Genomic DNA, 16,095 nt, shown 5'->3' with positions numbered 1-16,095 from the left:
ACCGCCAGCGACGCCCGCACCAAACTCCGACACCTCTACCCCGAATCTTAGAAGCGACGCTCTACTAGCGTCGCTGCCATGGACTCTCCTGACGTCGTGGTGATCGGTGGCGGCATCGCGGGTGCCTCGGTGGCCTACGAGCTCGCGGCCGACCGCTCGGTGCTGCTGCTGGAGGCGGAGTCCGAGCTCGCCCGGCACTCGACGGCGCGCTCGGCGGCCACCTACGTGCCCGGCCACGGCGGCTCCGCGATGCGGGCGCTGATCACGGCGAGCGGACCGCGGTTCGCGCAACTGGAGGCGGAGCTCGACACCCCGCCCCTGCTGGCGCCGCGCGACGTCATCTGGATCGCGGTCGACGACCGGGGTGAGGTCGAGCTGGCCCGCCTGCTCGCCGACCGGGCAGGCGAGCCGCAGCAACCGGTGGCGATCGACGCCGCGGAGGCGCTGCGCCGTTGCCGCGCGCTCGCACCGGGCCACGTCCGGGCTGCCGCGGTCGCGACGGGCTCGGCCGACATCGACGTCGACGCGCTGCACCAGGGCTACGTCCGCGGGCTGCGACGGCGCGGTGGCGCGGTGCGCACCGGCGCGCGGGTCGCGGCGCTGGCCAGGCGGGGAGCGGGGTGGCGGGTGGACGCCGGGGGCGACGTGATCGACACCGCCCTCGTCGTCGACGCGGCCGGGGCGTGGGCCGACGAGGTGGCCGACCTCGCCGGCGTGCGCCGGATCGGGCTCGTCCCGATGCGCCGCACCATCGCCGTCGCGCGGGTGCCCGACCCGACGCGGCTGCGCGGGCCGTCCCGGTCGCCGATGGTGATCGAGGCCGACTACGCGTTCTATTTCAAGGCCGACGGTGCGGACCTGCTCGTCTGCCCCGGTGACGAGACGCCCATGCCGCCCTGCGACGCGCGCCCCGACGAGCTCGACGTGGCACTCGCGCTGGAGCGGGTGGAGGCCGTGACGGAGCTCGGACTGCGCTCGATCCGGACGAGCTGGGCAGGCCTGCGCTCGTTCGTGCCGGACCGTCGTCCGGTCGTCGGGGAGCGTCCCGACCATCCCGGGTTCGCCTTCGTGGCTGGTCAGGGCGGCGCCGGCATCGAGACGGCGCCCGCACTGAGCGCGTTCGCGGCTGCTGTGATCACCGGCTCACCGCTGCCTGCGGATGTGGCGCTCGCTGCGGCGGCGCTCAGCCCCGGACGTCTGTAAGCTCGTGCTTACATCAGAGGACCAACGGGCTGAAGGAGCACGGTGACCACCACCACGGAGCTGTTCGAAGGCGCGTTCTGGAACGACCCGTACCCCGCCTACACGGCGATGCGGGACGACGCACCCGTGCGCAAGGTCGCGACGCCCGGCGGTGAGGTGTGGATGATCTCCCGCTACGCCGACGTGCGCGCGGCACTGGCCGATCAGCGGCTGTCCAAGGACTGGCGCCACACGCTGCCCGTCGAGGAGCGCGCCGCCGCGCCCGAGTCGCCGCTGCCGATGATGATCCTGATGGATCCGCCCGGCCACACGCGCCTGCGCAAGCTGGTGTCGCGGTCGTTCACCCTGCGCCGGATGGAGGCGCTGCGCCCGCGGGTCCGCGAGATCGCCGCGCGCCTGCTCGCGGACCTGCCGGCCACCGGCACCGTCGACATCATGGCCGAGTACGCGTTCCTGCTGCCGGTGTTCGTGATCTGCGAGCTGCTCGGGGTGCCGCCAGAGGATCGCGACGACTTCGCGTCATGGTCCAACGTCATGATCGACGAGTCCACGCAGGACCAGTCGATGGCGGCGGCCGCGAAGCTGGCCGAGTACCTCTCCGCCCTGATCGCCAAGAAGCGGGAGAACCCCGACGACGCCCTGATCAGCGCGCTGATCGAGGAGGTCGACGACGGCGACCGGTTCTCCGAGCAGGAGCTCGTCGGGATGGCGATGATCCTGCTCATCGCCGGCCACGAGACCACCGTCAACCTGGTCGGCAACGGGCTGCTCGCGCTGCTCACCCACCCCGAGCAGCTCGCGCTGCTGCGTGCGAAGCCGGATCTGATGTCCTCGGCCGTCGAGGAGTTCCTCCGCTGGGATTCCCCGGTGCACACGGCGCCGATCCGCTTCACCGCCGAGGACGTCGAGTACGCCGGTGTCACGATCCCGGCCGGCGCCGTCGTGAGCCTCTCGCTCGCCGCGGCCAACCGCGACACCCGCTTCGACGACGCCGCCGAGCTGAAGGTGGACCGGGACGCGTCCGGCCACGTCGCGTTCGGCCATGGCCTGCACCACTGCCTCGGCGCCCAGCTCGCCCGCATCGAGGGCCAGGAGGCCATCGGCCTGCTGCTCGAGCAGCGCCCGGAGCTGGCGCTGGGCGTGGACCCGATGGAGCTGCTCTACCGCCGCAGCACGATCATCCGCGGGCTGAAGGAGCTCCCGGTCGATCTCGGCCCGGCGGCCGAGGAGGGTGCTGAAGAACTCCGGCCGTAGCGCGCAGGCGGCCCGAGTTCTTCAGCGCGCTCCTCGTAGTACTTCGTTAGGTCGGTGCGGGGTAGGGCTGGTGGCAGGTTCGGCATGCGCCGGTCCGGATGGCGAGCAGGGTCTGGAGTCCGCGGAGGACGGCGTAGAGGGTCAGGCCGGCGCAGGGGCTTTTGGGTTCCGTAGTTGTGTGCAGAATGCTTTGGCGAGTGTGGTGAGGGTGACGTGGCGGTGCCAGCCGGGGTAGCTGCGGCCTTCGAAGTGGTCGAGTCCGAGTCCGTCTTCGAGTTCGCGGTAGTCGTGTTCGATGCGCCAGCGGATCTTCGCTAGTCGGACGAGTTCGCGTAGTGGGGTGTCGGCGGGCAGGGTGGAGAGCCAGTAGTCGGTGGGCTCGGATTGTCCGGGTGGCCATTCTGCGATCAGCCAGCATTCCGGCAGGGTGCCGTCGGGATCGCGGGGGATGTTGTGGTTGGCCGGGCGAACGCGTATCGCGAGGAATCGTGAGCGCATCGCGGCGGTCGGGTTGCGGGTGTCGTGGCGGGAGCCGTGGCGCCAGGTGATGCGACGCAGTTGGCTGCGTCCGGCGGCGATGGCGAGTTCGGTGAGGTTGGTGGGCTCGTCGCGGTAGCGCGGTGTCGAGGGTCGACCGGTACCGGCGTAGGGCAACGTGGTGGGTATTGCGGTTGCGGGGTAGGCGCTGGTTGTGGCTTTCACGTCGACGGAGTAGGTGTATCCCCGTGCGGTCAGTCCGAGTCGGAACTCGGTCACGTCGCCGTAGCCGGCGTCGGCGACGACCGGGAGCCGGTTCAGTCCCCATGCGGTCGTGAGAGCTGTCGCGGGTGCGGGTGCGGGTGCGGGTGTGGTGGCGGGGCCTGGCGGTTGAGTGATCTGATCGAGCATGTCCAGGGCCAAGCGCAGGAGGTCACATAGCGCGATCAAACAAGCGCAGCGACACACCTGACAAAGCACTACCAGCCCGCTCGACGCGCGCCGATCCGCAACGCGCCGACGGGAACCTCGTCGTCGTTCGTGGACACGGCCGCTGGGTTCCCGATGGCGCGTGCGCGGAGCGACCGACACCTCAGCAGGTCGGGTGGGCGCTGCAGAGGAGGCGGTGCACGTGCCAGTGCTTGGGTGCGCCCGTGGCGTCGAGGCCGTCGTACTCGATCTCGTCCTGCGCCCGCACCTCGAATCCGCGCAGCAGATCTGCGCATCCCGTGCGGCTCACGAAGGTCATGAGCGGGTGGTCGCCCGCCCACCCGTCCCGGTCTCCCAGCAGGGTCGCGCCCAGCAGGCCGTCGACGACCAGCGCGGATCGGATCGAGGCGAGCACCCGACCGAGCACGTCCGGGGGCAGCATCGGCAGCACGTGGATCGCGGCGACGAGCGTGTACGTCGCCTTCGGCATGGACCACTGCTCGATGCGGGCGTGCACGAACCGGAGCCGCGGATGGTGCATCCGGGCCGCCATCGTCGCGACGACGGGGTCCCGGTCGACCGCATCGACGGCGAATCCCGCGCCGAGCAGGAACTCCGTGTTGCGCAGTGCCCCGCAGCCGACATCGAGCGCACGGCCGGTGCGCGCCCGGGCGGCGGCTCGGACGACGAGGTCGCTGGGTGTGCGGTGGCCGGACTGCAGCGCCGCGTAGGACGGTCGGGACACGGTCACCAGCTAGCCGCTGATCCGCAGCAGGCGGCACTCGACGAGCGCTGATGCCAGCGCGACTTTCTCCTGGTCGTGCAGGTCCCCGCCGAGCTCCCGCACGTGGAACGCGGGTGTCCGCAGCGCGAAGAGCAGCGCGTCCGCGGCCAGCAGGTCGACCTCGAGGACGACGCGGCCGGAGGGGTGCACGATCTGGATCATGTCGTCGGCCGCCGCCAGCGTGAAGCCGTCGACATGCTGGTTGACCAGTCGCTGGTGCAGTCCCAGCCCCCGGTGGTCGTACCAGAGATCGGGCAGCTCGACACCGAACAGCTCCTCGTACCGCTGCCGGAACTCCGGGAACGTCGAATCGGGCCGTGCCGGGCCCGCGGGCGCGCCCGGGACCGCTACGGGACCCGCATCCGCGGACGGCGGGGAGTTGCTCGGGGCGTGGTGCAGGTACCGGCCGAAGTGATCCATGCAGAACCTGACGTACTGGGCGGTGAAGAGCACGAACTGGTGCCATGCCTGGTCGACCCGCAGCGAGTACATCTGCCACGACCGCGACGGGTCGCACTGGCTCAGGAAGAGGTACCTCTTCACCTCCTCGAACAGCGCGCTGCCCTCGTCGAGCGAGGCGACGTGGTGCTCATCGAGGAGCTTCTCGGCGACGTAGGGCGCCTCGAAGTCCAGCGCCGGGTGCGGCGGGGGCGTCGGGCGAGCGATGACCTGTTCGACCGGGATCGTCGTCACGACGACACCACCCGGCAGTTCGACGTGCAGTGGCACTCGGACGTGCACGGTGCCTTGCAGACGCTGAAGCAGTACGACGAGCAGTAGGAGATGCAGACGCACTCCGCCGCGGCGCCTGCCATCGGGCGAGCCTTCCGGATGCGGAGCCGGCCGACCCGCGTCTCCGCGAGGTCCGGATCGTCGAACGCTCGCGCCGGGCGGCCGGTGACCGTCTGCCGGACCGCGATCTCCGCTGCTGCGGCGACCCAGACCATCTTGGCGCCGAAGGGCAGGATGGACTCCGGGATGTCGGCGACGTGCAGGATGTCAGCGGCGGCGATGTCGATCGTGGCGTCGAGGTTGCGCAGGCTGCGGTAGAGGGTCACGGTCCCACCCCGCGCCGACGGGCCGAAGTAGCCGGAGAAGACCTGCACCGCGGGCGGGCCTTCCGTAGCCAGCTCCGCCAGCAGCGGGTGCATCTCGATCTCCTGGCCGGAGGCGGTGCGCAGGACGTCATCGGATTCGCTCATCTGTCCCCTCGACGAGTTCTCGTGCGGTGAGGCCGGGCCTTCCTTCCGCCAGAGATTCGCAGGGGGACCCGCCGTGGCACACGAGTGATCCGCTACCTGTTCATCGCGGCTCCTCGTCGTGGGGGCGGCCCGGGTCCCGGCGGCCGTCAGGCCAGCGGTGCCGCGGTGGCGGCCTCGACCTGCGCGCGCGTCACGCCGGGGGCCGTCTCCACCAGCCGCAGGCCGTCGGGCGTCACGTCGATCACGGCCAGCTCGGTGATGATCCGGTCGACGCACGCCGCGCCGGTGAGCGGGAGCGTGCACTCCTCGACGATCTTGGCCGAGCCGTCCTTCGCCGTGTGGTCCATCATCACGATCACGCGCGCGGCGCCGTGGACCAGGTCCATGGCCCCGCCCATGCCCTTGATCATCTTTCCGGGAACGGCCCAGTTGGCGAGGTCGCCGCGCACGCTGACCTGCATCGCACCCAGCACCGCGACGTCGACGTGCCCGCCGCGGATCATCCCGAAGCTCGTGGCCGAGTCGAAGTAGCTCGCGCCCGGCAGGACGGTGACGGTCTCCTTGCCGGCGTTGATCAGATCCGGGTCGACCTCGTCCTCGCCCGGGTAGGGCCCGACGCCGAGTATCCCGTTCTCCGAGTGCAGAACCACGGTGCGATCGGCCGGGATGTGGTCGGGCACCAGCGTGGGCATGCCGATGCCCAGGTTGACGTAGGAGCCGTCGGGCAGCTCCGCGGCCACGCGGGCCGCCAGCTCGGCACGGGTGAGCGTCATCGGACCGTCCTGATCTCGATCGGCTTCGCGACATCCGGCACGTGCACCACGCGCTGCACGTGGATGCCGGGCGTGTGCACGGCGTCCGGGTCGATCTCCCCGGGCTCCACGAGGTGCTCCACCTGCGCGATGGTGATGCGGCCCGCGGCGGCGGCGACCGGGTTGAAGTTGCGGGAGCTGCGCCGGTACACGAGGTTGCCGTGCCGATCGCCCTTCCAGGCGTGCACCAGCGCGAAGTCGGGCACGATCGCGCGCTCGAGCACGTAGGTGGTGCCGTCGAACTCGCGTGTCTCCTTGGGCGGCGACATCACGCTGACGCTGCCGTCGGGGGCGTAGCGCCACGGCAGCCCGCCGGTCTCGACGAGCGTGCCGACGCCCGCGGGGGTGAAGAACGCCGGCACCCCGGAGCCGCCCGCGTGCAGCCGCTCGGCGAGCGTGCCCTGCGGCGTCAGTTCCAGCTCCAGCTCGCCCGCCAGGTACTGGCGCGCGAACTCCTTGTTGTTGCCGACGTAGGAGCCGATCGTGCGCCGGATCCGGCCCGCGGACAGCAGCGTGCCCAGTCCGTAGCCGTCGATGCCCAGGTTGTTGCTGATGATCTCCAGATCGCTCGAGCCGTGCTCGATGAGCGCCGCGATGAGCACCGCGGGCACCCCGGACATCCCGAACCCGCCGACGGCGAGCGACGCCCCGTCGGGGATGTCGGCCACCGCCGCTGCCGCTGAGTCGACCACCTTGTCCAGCACCCCCGCAGCGTACGACATGTGTTCGTATCGCGTACAGGTGTGCGCATTGCGAACAACGTCACGGTGGCCGTAGGTTGCCGCCATGGCCAGCACGCTGTTCGACCCCCTCTTCGGTGCCGACCGGGTCGCCGCCCGGCTCGACGACGCGTCCTGGGTGGCGGCGCTCGTGGCGGTGGAGGTGGCGCTCGCACACGCCGCGTCCGAGCACGGGGTCGTGCCCGCGGCGCACGCCGATCTGATCGCCTCGGCGGCTGCCGGGCTCGACATCGACATCGCTGCGCTCGGCCGCGACGCCGTCACCGGCGGGAACCCGGTCATCCCGCTCGTACGGCTGCTGCGTGCCGCGGCCGGGGAGGCCGGGCCGTCGGTGCACCCGGGCGCCACCAGCCAGGACGTCATGGACACCGCGGCCGTGCTGCTCGTCGGATGGGCGGGCGAGGTCGTGCTCGACGACCTGCGCGGCGCCGCCGATGCCGCCGCCGTGCTCGCCGCTGCGCACCGCACCACCCCGATGATGGGGCGCACCCTCGGCCAGCAGGCGCTGCCCACCACGTTCGGGCTGGTGGCGGCCGGCTGGTGCGCCGGGCTCGACCGGTCCCGGTCCCGGCTGGCCGACGTGCTGGCCACGCTGCCCGTCCAGCTCGGCGGGGCGGCCGGGACGCTGGCCGCGCTGCACCCGCACGGTCCGGCCGTCGCGGCGTCGCTGGCCCGCGCGTTGCGGCTGGCGCCCGCGCCCCCGTGGCACACCGAACGGACGCGGATCGGGGAGCTCGCCGGCGCGCTGGCCGTCGCGGCGGGTGCCTGCGCGAAGCCGGCCACCGACGTCGTCCTGCTGGCGGGAACGGAGCTGGGGGAGGTGTCGGAGGCGGCGCCCGGCGACTCGTCCTCGATGCCGCACAAGCGCAACCCGATCGCAGCGGTCACCGCCAGGGCGTCGGCCCGGCAGGCCCCCGGCCTCGCCGCCACGCTGCTCGCCGCGGCCGATCACGAGCACCAGCGCGGTGCCGGGCCGTGGCACGCCGAGTGGCAACCGCTGGCCGAGCTGCTGCGCGCCACCGGTGGCGCTGCCGCCCGCCTGCGCACGTCGCTGGAAGGGCTGCGGGTGCACCCGGACCGGATGGCGGCGCACCTGCCGACCGGGACGGTCGACACCGGGCACGCCGCGGAGCTCGCCGACACCCTGCTGGCGGATCGGGCCTGATGGACCGCGTCCAGTCGCTGGTCAAGGGCCTGGAGGTGATCCGGGCCTTCGATGCGGAGCACCCGCGCCAGACGCTCAGCGACGTCGCGCGCCGCACCGGGCTCACCCGGGCCTCGGCTCGCCGGTTCCTGCTGACGCTGGCCGAGCTGGGCTACGTCAGCGCCGACGGGCGGCAGTTCGCGCTGACCCCGCGCGTGCTGGAGCTGGGGTACGCGTACCTGTCGAGCCTGTCGCTGCCCGAGGTGGCGGGCCCGCACCTGAAGGCGCTGGTGGAGCGGGTGCACCAGTCGGCGTCGGTGTCGGTGCTCGACGGGCCCGACGTCGTCTACGTCGCCCGCGTGCCGACGTCGCGGATCATGACGGTGGCGATCACCATCGGCACTCGGCTCCCGGCCTACGCCACGTCGATGGGACGGGTGCTGCTCGCGGCCCAGCCGGACCCGCAGCGGCGGGCGCTGCTCGCCGAACGCCCGCCGGAGCCGCTGACCGACCGCACCCTCACCGACCTCGCCACGCTGGCCGTGGAGCTCGACACGGTCCGCGACGCCGGATACTGCGTGGTGGACGAGGAGCTGGAGCTGGGCCTGCGCTCGCTCGCGGTGCCGGTGCGGGACGGCTCGGGGGCGGTGGTGGCGGCGGCCAACGTCTCGTCGCGCGCCGGTTCGGTGGACCTGGTGCGTGACGTCCTGCCGGCGCTGCGGGCCTGTGCGGCGGGGATCGAGGGGGATCTGCGGCTGGGTGGGGGTATCGATCTTTCGGCGGGGTGAGCCACAGGGCCCTGCCGGGATCGCAGCATGGTGGCCATCCTGCGGTTCAACGCTAGGAAAGCCACCATGCTGCGATGTTGAGGGGCGGGCGCGCGGGGGAGGGGCGGGCGGGGGGCCTCAGCGCGTCAGGTTCAGCCGCGTGCCCAGCCACGGCAGCGCCGACTCAAGCCCCGGGCCCCAGACCGCCCAGGTGTGCACCCCGGGCAGCACGGTCAGGGTCGCGCTGACCCCGGCTCCCTGCAGCGCGGTGAGCACCGTCTTCGCCTGCGGCAGGTACTCGCCGTCGGCGGCACCGGCCACCAGCACCCCGGCGCTCTGCGGGAGGCGCCGGGTCTTCAGCACGTCGATCGGGTTCACGGCCCGGAACGCCGCCGCCGCCTCCGGTCCGGTCCCGAACGCGGCCGCGACCGTGTCGGCGCGGCTGCCGAGCATCGGTTCGAGCTGCCCGGCGATGTCGACGAACGTGGGGTAGACCTGCGGCGCGGTCACCGCCATCTGCAGCGCGCAGGTGCCGCCGTGGGACAGGCCCGCGATCGCCCAGTCCGCCGGATCCGGGTCCACCTGGAGGTTCTTGCGGATCCAGGCCGGCACGTCGACGGTCAGGTAGGTGGCGGCCTTGCCGAGCCGGGAGTCGAGGCAGAGCGGGTTCGCGAACTCGGCGCCCAGGTCGTCGGGGATGACGACGACCGGCGCGAGGCCCTTGTGCGCGGCGGCGTAGCGGTCCATCCGGGCGGTGAGCTGCCCGCCGGTGAGCCAGTCGCCGGGATTGCCGGGCTGCCCCGAGAGCAGCACGAGCACCGGCAGTTCCGCACGGACTCCCGTCAGGTAGGCGGGCGGCAGGTAGACCCAGCCGGAGCGGGCCGGGAACCCCGACGCCGGGCTCGGGATCTGCACCTCCGACACGCTGCCGGCGGCGGGCATGTCCGCCGGTGGCGTCCACAGCGTCTCCAGTGGCGCGCCGGCGCGTCCGCGGATCACCTTCTCGGCCTGCGGTGCGACGTCGGCGAACGCGGCCTGCCCCGCCGGGCTCAGACCGAGCGCGGTGCGCACGGTCGGGAACTGCTCGTAGTAGACGTTGACGCCGGACGCGCCGGCAAGCAGCACCAGCACCGCGGCGAGGGACACCGGCCACCAGCGGGCCCTGGCCAGGCATGCGGCGACGGCGAGCCCGACGGCCACGAGCGGGGCCATGATCCAGGCCAGGACCGTGAGCGGGATCCGTTCATGCAGCACCTCGAACAGCACGAGACCCGTCCCGGCGGTGCCGACGAGCCCGGCCACGACCGCGATCGGCACGGCCAGCGCCCACCACCGCCGCGGCCTGCCCCGCGGCCACAGCAGCAGTACGCCGGCCGCCACCCCGAGCGCCAGCAGCGCCAGCGGCAGCGGTCCGGCGAGCAGTGACCAGTCCAGCACCCTGCAGATGATCCTCAGCTCGTGCCCGGCCGGCACCCCGGTGTGCCCGAACACGCAACGGGGGTCGGCCCCCGTCCGTCACGACGCGCGGGTGAACCGGGTGGCCCCGACCGCGATCGCCGCCACCAGCACGGCCTGGACGGCCGTCACCGTGATCACCGCGACCTGGATCCCGGCCGCCGCCGAGACGGTGGCGAACACCGTGCCGAGCACGGCGACCCCGAGGGCGAGCGAGGACTGCTGCGTCGTGGTGAGCACCCCGCTGCCCGCCCCGGCGCTGCTGTGCGGGACGTCGGAGAGCACCGCGCGGAACAGGGTCGGCCCGCTCAGACCCTGGCCGAAGCCGCACAGGATCGTGCCCGGCGCGAGGTCGACGACGTTGAGGTCGGGCCACGCGAGCAGCGCCGCCCCGATGAGCACCAGCAGCCCGAGTGCCTGCACGAGCGCACCGATCGAGATCAGCCGGATGCCGTGGCGTGCGACGAGCCTGCTGCTCAGCAGCGACGCGGCGAGGAAGGCCGCCGCGAACGGGGTGAGCGCCAGTCCCGACGCGAGCGGGCTCAGGGCCAGCCCGTCCTGCAGCGTCAGTGCGTAGACGAACATGAAGCCGCCGACACCGGCGAAGAACGGCACGGCCAGCAGGAGGCCGCGGCGCAGGCTCGGCACGGCCAGCAGCGACATCGGCAGCAGCGTGGCCCGGCCACCGGACTCGCGCGCACGCTCGACGGCGACGAAGGCGACCGCCGCGAGCGGGGCGACGGCGAGCAGCACCCAGCACCAGGCGGGCCAGCCCAGCGCGCGCCCCTCCAGCACGGGCACCAGCAGCGCCAGCAGCGTGACGCCGAGCAGGAGGGTGCCCCAGCGGTCGATGCTGAGCGGGTCGGCGGCGCGCGTCTCGGGCAGGGTCCGGCGGCCGAGCGCCAGTCCGGCCAGCCCGATCGGCACGTTGACGAGGAAGATCATGCGCCACCCGGTGCCGGCGATGTCGGCCGTGGCGAGCAGTCCGCCGGCCAGCAGCCCGATCACCATGGCGATCCCGCCGGTGGCGCCGTAGTAGCCCAGGATGCGGGAGCGGCGCTCGCCGGTCGTCGCGGACTGGACGATCGACAGGACCTGGGGCACCAGCAGCGCGGCCGCGGCACCCTGCAACATCCGAGCGCCGACCAGCACGCCGGCGTCCGGAGCGAGCCCACAGGCCAGCGAGGTGACGGTGAAGGCGGCCAGCCCGATCAGGAACAGCCGGCGCCTGCCGAACGCGTCGCCGAGCCGGCCACCGACCACGAGCAGCACGGCGAAGGCGATGCCGTAGCCGGCCACGATCCACTCCAGGGTGGCCGCGGTGGCGTGGAGGTCGGCGCCGATCGTGGGCAGCGCGACGTTGACGATGAACAGGTCGATGGGTGCCAGCGCGGCGCCCAGCAGCACGGTGCCGAGACCGGCGCGGGTGAGCCCATCGGTTCGAGGGGGTGCCGATAGCGAGGTGACGGCCATGGGTACCACGATCGGCCGCTGCAGAACCTGGTACCAGGAGCCTGCTCATCCGGGTACCCGCACTACCTGGTACCCGGCTGGGCGGGATGCAACAGTGGAGCCATGAGCACCGCGGTGACCGCACTCGAGCACGGTGTACGGCGTCGTGAACTGGCCGCCTTCCTGCGCAGCCGCCGCGAACGCATCACCCCCGAGCAGGTGGGCCTGCCCGAGCTGGGGCGCCGCCGGACCCCTGGCCTGCGCCGCGAGGAGGTGGCGCAGCTCGCCGGGGTCGGCGTCACCTGGTACACCTGGCTGGAGCAGGGCCGCGACATCAACGCCTCCGAGCAGGTGCTCGATGCCATCGCCCGCACGCTGCGCCTCGATCCGCAGGAGATCGCGCACCTGTACCGCCTCGGCGGCGCGGCGGAGCCGACGGTGGAGAAGGAGAGCAACGCGGTGCCCGCCGAGGTGCACGCGATCATGGCGAAACTCGACCCGTTCCCGGCGGTGGTCTACAACGCGCGCACCGACATCCTCGCCTGGAACCGCGCCTACAACGCCCTGTTCGACGTCGACGCGATCCCGGCGGACGACCGCAACGCGATGCTGCAGTGCTTCACCAACGCCGCCTGGCAGGCCCAGCTGCCCGACTGGGCGGCCGGCATGCCGCGCTCGGTGGCCCAGTTCCGCGCCTCGATGGCCGACCACGTGGCCGATCCGTGCTGGAAGTCGCTGGTCAAGCGGCTGCGGGCCGAGTCGCCGGCGTTCGAGGAGCTCTGGAACCGCCACGACGTGCAGCCGATGTACAACCAGAGCAAGCGGGTGATCCACTCGACGGTCGGCGAGCTGCGGTTCCACTGCTCGCACCTGTGGTTCGGGCGGCGCTCCGAGATCCGGCTGACCACCTTCACCCCCGACGACGAGGCGACGCAGGTGAAGATCGAGCAGCTCTGACGGAGTCGGCTACAGCCAGCCCCGGTCCCGCGCCACCCGGGCCGCCTCGATCCGGTTGCGCACGCCCAGCTTCGTGATGGCCGTGGAGAGGTAGTTGCGCACAGTGCCCTCCGCCAGGTGCAGCTGCGTGGCGATGTCGCCGTTGGGCAGCCCGTCGGCGGCCAGCCGCAGCACGTCGCGCTCCCGGTCGGTCATGGGGTCGGCACCGTCCCAGGCCGCGACGGCCAGCGCGGGATCCACCACGCGCTGGCCGGCATGGACCCGCCGCACGGTGTCGACGAGCTGGTCGATCGGCGCGTCCTTGAGCACGTAGCCCGACACCCCGCTCTCGAGGGCCCGGCGCAGGTAGCCGGACCGGGCGAACGTCGTGACGATCACCAGGCGGGTGCGGGCTCCGCGACGGCGGAGCTCGGCCGCCACATCCAGGCCGGTGAGTCCGGGCATCTCGACGTCGGTGACCAGCACGTCCGGGTCGTGCTCGAGCACCGCGGCCAGCGCCGCGGTGCCGTCGGCCGCGGTGGCGACGACCTCCAGGTCGGGCTCCAGCCCGAGCAGCGCCGCGAACGCCCCCAGCACCATCGTCTGGTCCTCGGCCAGCACCAACCGGATCGTCACGTGGCGACCGTCGCGGGCACCGCCACCGTCAGCGCGGTGCCTGCGGTGGCCAGCCGCTGCACGTCGCCGCCGAGCGCGCCGATCCGCTCGCGCATCCCGCGCAGCCCGTTGCCCTCGCCGGTGCCACCACCGACGCCGTCGTCGGTGACCTCCAGCACGACGTCGTCGCCGACCCTGCGCAACGTGAGGGTGCAGCGAGACGCGTGGGCGTGGCGCACGACGTTGGTGACGCCCTCGCGCAGCGCCAACCCGAGCGCGGTCTCGGCCATCGGGGTCAGCACGAGATCGGGATCGCGTTGCACCGCGATCTGCACGCCCGCGGCGGCGAGCGCGTCGCTGGCGACCGTGATCTCCTCATCGAGGTCGACCTGGCGCCAGCCCGACACGGTGGCGCGCACCTCGGTGAGGGCCGCGCGGGCGGCCTGTTCGACCAGCGCCATCTCCCCGATCCCCGCCTCCACATCGACGCGGGCCAGCCGCTGGGCGAGCTGGGAGCGCACGACGATCCCGGTGAGGGTCTGGCCCAGCAGGTCGTGCAGGTCGCGGGCGATGCGCTCGCGCTCGGACAGCGTGGCCAGGTGCTCGACCTGCGCGTTGTGCATGCGGTCGACGCGGTCCTGCTCGGAGTGCTCGAAGGTGATCATTCCGAGCGCCCAGACGAGCACGAGGCACGGGATGTAGGACAGCAGCGCCCACAGCGACGACTGCTGCAGCGACCAGAGTCCGAAACCGGCGATCAGCACGCTGTAGAGCGCGAGCCAGCGCAGCGTGTTGCGCCGCGACTCCAGCTCGCCGACGAACGCGGCGGCGAAGACCAGCAGGATGGCCGCACCCGCGTTGATCAGCATGCTGAGCACCGCGAGCACCGTGATCAGCAGCGGCGCCCGGCGCCGGACCGCGGGCCGGACCTGCGCGAGCAGGTAGATTGGCAGGAACAGCGCCACGATGACGACCAGCCCGACCCACTGCAGGAGCGGGGCGTTCCCGTCGAACACCGGCTGGTAGAGCAGCACCGACAGCCAGAACAGGTGCCAGAGCGTCACACCGCGGAACGGGTGCGCTGGGCGCTCCTCGGCCGGCACGGTCACACCCGCAGATTACGGTAGGCCCACCCGGCCAGCCCCGCGGCGACAACGGTGGTGAGCAGCAGCGCGAGCAGGTGGCCGAGTGCCGGCCCGCCGTCGAGCTGCGCCACCGCGAGCCGCGCGAGGTGGTAGGTCGGCAGGTAGGGCGCGATGTTCTGGATGAACGCGGGCATCATCTCCAGCGGCATCCACAGCCCCGAGGCGATCGAGAGCGGGAAGAAGATCGCGTTGAGCACGGCGGCCGCGGCGTTCGCCGAGGTCACGAAGCCGACGGCGAGGCCGAGCAGCGCGAACGGCAGGCTGCCCAGAATCAGCACGGCCACCAGCCGCAGCCACGTCCCGAGGTCCATCGACACGCCGGAGATCACCAGCGACAGCGCGGTGTAGGCGAGGATCGCGAACAGCGCGTACGGCAGCGCGGCCAGCACCTTCCCGGCGATCGTGGCGCCGATCGGGGCCGCCGACACCTTCTTGACGCGCAGCCAGCCGCTCGCGCGGTCGTTGGCCACGCCGATGCCGGGGTTCATCAGCATCACCGACACCACCCCGAACGTGCCGAACGTCGCGAGCATCCGGGCGCCGTAGGTGATGCCGTCGGGCGAGGGCTGGTTGCCGAACAGCGAGATGAACAGGGCGAAGAGCATCACGGGCATCAGCACGGAGAAGAACAGGGCGGTCGGCTCGCGCAGGATCGCGCGGATGCCCTCCGCGAACTCCACGCCCATGACGCGGGCGTGGAGCACCCGCTGCGGTGTCGTGGACGAGTCGATCGTGGTCATGCCGGGACCTGCACCTTCGCGTCGGTCTTCTCGTGGTCCTCGCCGGTCAGCGCGAACAGGGCCTGCTCGAGTCCGGCGCCCTCGACACGCAGGTCGGCGAGCCCGGCGTCGGCAGCGAGCCAGCGGCGCAGCACCTCCTCCGGTGCGGTGGTGGCCAGGCGCACCCGGTCAGCGTCGCGGCGCAGCGACAGCACGCCGGGCAGCGCCCGCAGCGTGCTGTCGTCGAGCGCGGTGCGGGCGGTGATCGTGCGGTCGGCGAGGCGCGACGTCAGCCCCGCCGGCGTGTCGGCGGCCACCACGCGGCCGCGGTGCAGCACCACGACACGATCGGCGACGGCCGCGGCCTCCTCGATGATGTGGGTGGTGAGCAGGATGCCCACGCCCGCGTCCCGGCGCGCGGCGAGCGTCTGCCAGAACGCGCGACGAGCCGCGATGTCGAGCCCGACCGTCGGCTCGTCGAGCAGGAGCAGCTCGGGATCGCCGACCAGCGCCATCGCCAGCGCGACGCGCTGCTGCTGGCCACCGGAGACCTTGCCGGCGCGGCGCCCGCGCAGGTCGGTGATGCCGACCTCGGTGAGCACCGGAGCCGCGGCGCTCGCGGGCTGCCCGGCCCGCACGGCCGCGCCGCGCGCCAGCTCGTCGACCGTCGCGGTGCGGGGGAAGCCCATCTCCTGCTGCACCACACCCAGCGCGCGCCGGGTCGCGGCTCGGCGGGGATCGCCGCCGCAGACCGCGACGCTGCCCTCCTGCGCGGCGAGCAGCCCGGTCGCGAGCCCGATCAGGGTCGTCTTGCCCGCGCCGTTGGGGCCCAGCAGGGCGACGCACTCGCCGGGGGCGACGGTGAGATCGACACCCGAGAGCGCCGCCACGGCGCCGTAGCGGTGGCTCACGCCCGCGATCCTCATTGCTGGGGGGCTTGCGTCCTCGGTCATGGGGAGAA

17 protein-coding genes are annotated in these 16,095 nt (G+C 72.8%); 5 read left to right on the top strand and 12 right to left on the bottom strand.

The annotated features are described in order from the left end of the window. Positions 1-78 precede the first annotated feature (78 nt). Positions 79-1,203 (top strand): NAD(P)/FAD-dependent oxidoreductase, encoded by a 1,125-nt coding sequence (locus ACFPFQ_RS00670; RefSeq protein WP_379613580.1) that lies wholly within the window; start codon positions 79-81, stop codon positions 1,201-1,203. Between the two features lie 42 nt (positions 1,204-1,245). Continuing rightward, on the top strand, positions 1,246-2,457 hold the full coding sequence (locus tag ACFPFQ_RS00665) for a cytochrome P450 family protein (protein ID WP_379613578.1): 1,212 nt from the start codon (positions 1,246-1,248) through the stop codon (positions 2,455-2,457). Between the two features lie 141 nt (positions 2,458-2,598). Here the strand turns inward: ACFPFQ_RS00665 and ACFPFQ_RS00660 are convergent, their stop codons facing one another. From ACFPFQ_RS00660 to ACFPFQ_RS00635, 6 genes are all read right to left on the bottom strand, one after another. Continuing rightward, positions 2,599-3,345, bottom strand: a complete 747-nt coding sequence (locus tag ACFPFQ_RS00660) for an IS701 family transposase (RefSeq protein WP_379613586.1) — start codon at positions 3,343-3,345, stop codon at positions 2,599-2,601. Between the two features lie 181 nt (positions 3,346-3,526). Further along, the gene (locus tag ACFPFQ_RS00655) at positions 3,527-4,114 is read right to left on the bottom strand and encodes a class I SAM-dependent methyltransferase (protein WP_379613576.1); all 588 of its coding nucleotides are present in this window, start codon (positions 4,112-4,114) and stop codon (positions 3,527-3,529) included. Between the two features lie 3 nt (positions 4,115-4,117). Further along, on the bottom strand, positions 4,118-4,840 hold the full coding sequence (locus ACFPFQ_RS00650) for a glycine-rich domain-containing protein (protein WP_379613574.1): 723 nt from the start codon (positions 4,838-4,840) through the stop codon (positions 4,118-4,120). Then, positions 4,837-5,349: a hypothetical protein gene (locus ACFPFQ_RS00645; protein ID WP_379613572.1), complete on the bottom strand. Its 513-nt coding sequence runs from the start codon at positions 5,347-5,349 to the stop codon at positions 4,837-4,839. Before ACFPFQ_RS00645 ends, ACFPFQ_RS00650 begins: the two co-directional genes overlap by 4 nt. A gap of 146 nt (positions 5,350-5,495) precedes the next feature. Further along, positions 5,496-6,122, bottom strand: coding sequence for a CoA transferase subunit B (locus ACFPFQ_RS00640; protein WP_379613570.1), 627 nt, complete (start codon positions 6,120-6,122; stop codon positions 5,496-5,498). Continuing rightward, positions 6,119-6,865: a CoA transferase subunit A gene (locus ACFPFQ_RS00635; protein WP_379613569.1), complete on the bottom strand. Its 747-nt coding sequence runs from the start codon at positions 6,863-6,865 to the stop codon at positions 6,119-6,121. Before ACFPFQ_RS00635 ends, ACFPFQ_RS00640 begins: the two co-directional genes overlap by 4 nt. Positions 6,866-6,947: 82 nt before the next feature. On the opposite strand from ACFPFQ_RS00635, the gene pcaB reads away from it, so the two are divergent. Both pcaB and ACFPFQ_RS00625 read left to right on the top strand, forming a co-directional pair. Continuing rightward, positions 6,948-8,066 (top strand): 3-carboxy-cis,cis-muconate cycloisomerase, encoded by a 1,119-nt coding sequence (gene pcaB / locus ACFPFQ_RS00630; protein WP_379613567.1) that lies wholly within the window; start codon positions 6,948-6,950, stop codon positions 8,064-8,066. Beyond that, positions 8,066-8,833: an IclR family transcriptional regulator domain-containing protein gene (locus ACFPFQ_RS00625; protein WP_379613565.1), complete on the top strand. Its 768-nt coding sequence runs from the start codon at positions 8,066-8,068 to the stop codon at positions 8,831-8,833. The genes pcaB and ACFPFQ_RS00625 overlap by 1 nt, the downstream gene beginning before the upstream one ends. Before the next feature lie 117 nt (positions 8,834-8,950). Here the strand turns inward: ACFPFQ_RS00625 and ACFPFQ_RS00620 are convergent, their stop codons facing one another. Beyond that, positions 8,951-10,249, bottom strand: a complete 1,299-nt coding sequence (locus tag ACFPFQ_RS00620; RefSeq protein WP_379613563.1) for an alpha/beta hydrolase — start codon at positions 10,247-10,249, stop codon at positions 8,951-8,953. Between the two features lie 78 nt (positions 10,250-10,327). Further along, entirely contained in the window at positions 10,328-11,740 is a 1,413-nt protein-coding gene (locus tag ACFPFQ_RS00615; RefSeq protein WP_379613561.1) for an MFS transporter, read from the bottom strand. Between the two features lie 102 nt (positions 11,741-11,842). Here ACFPFQ_RS00615 and ACFPFQ_RS00610 point away from each other — a divergent pair, with 102 nt between their 5' ends. After that, a complete protein-coding gene (locus ACFPFQ_RS00610; RefSeq protein WP_379613559.1) occupies positions 11,843-12,676 on the top strand; it encodes a helix-turn-helix transcriptional regulator in 834 nt (277 codons plus the stop codon). A gap of 9 nt (positions 12,677-12,685) precedes the next feature. Here the strand turns inward: ACFPFQ_RS00610 and ACFPFQ_RS00605 are convergent, their stop codons facing one another. Genes ACFPFQ_RS00605 through ACFPFQ_RS00590 form a run of 4 tightly spaced genes read right to left on the bottom strand, consistent with a single transcriptional unit; the run spans position 12,686 to position 16,087 of the window. Next, complete coding sequence (locus ACFPFQ_RS00605) at positions 12,686-13,291, bottom strand: response regulator (RefSeq protein WP_379613557.1); 606 nt, start codon at positions 13,289-13,291, stop codon at positions 12,686-12,688. Further along, the gene (locus ACFPFQ_RS00600) at positions 13,288-14,379 is read right to left on the bottom strand and encodes a sensor histidine kinase (protein WP_379613555.1); all 1,092 of its coding nucleotides are present in this window, start codon (positions 14,377-14,379) and stop codon (positions 13,288-13,290) included. The genes ACFPFQ_RS00605 and ACFPFQ_RS00600 overlap by 4 nt, the downstream gene beginning before the upstream one ends. After that, positions 14,376-15,155 carry an ABC transporter permease gene (locus tag ACFPFQ_RS00595; protein ID WP_379613553.1) on the bottom strand — a complete coding sequence of 260 codons (780 nt, stop codon included), beginning with the start codon at positions 15,153-15,155 and terminating at the stop codon, positions 14,376-14,378. Before ACFPFQ_RS00595 ends, ACFPFQ_RS00600 begins: the two co-directional genes overlap by 4 nt. Next, the gene (locus ACFPFQ_RS00590; protein ID WP_379613551.1) at positions 15,152-16,087 is read right to left on the bottom strand and encodes an ABC transporter ATP-binding protein; all 936 of its coding nucleotides are present in this window, start codon (positions 16,085-16,087) and stop codon (positions 15,152-15,154) included. The genes ACFPFQ_RS00595 and ACFPFQ_RS00590 overlap by 4 nt, the downstream gene beginning before the upstream one ends. Between the last annotated feature and the right edge of the window lie 8 nt (positions 16,088-16,095).

It is taken from the genome of Pseudonocardia sp. GCM10023141 (assembly GCF_042653605.1).
The sequence above is the reverse complement of the archived record's forward strand: the minus strand, read 5'-3'. Positions and strand labels throughout refer to the sequence as shown.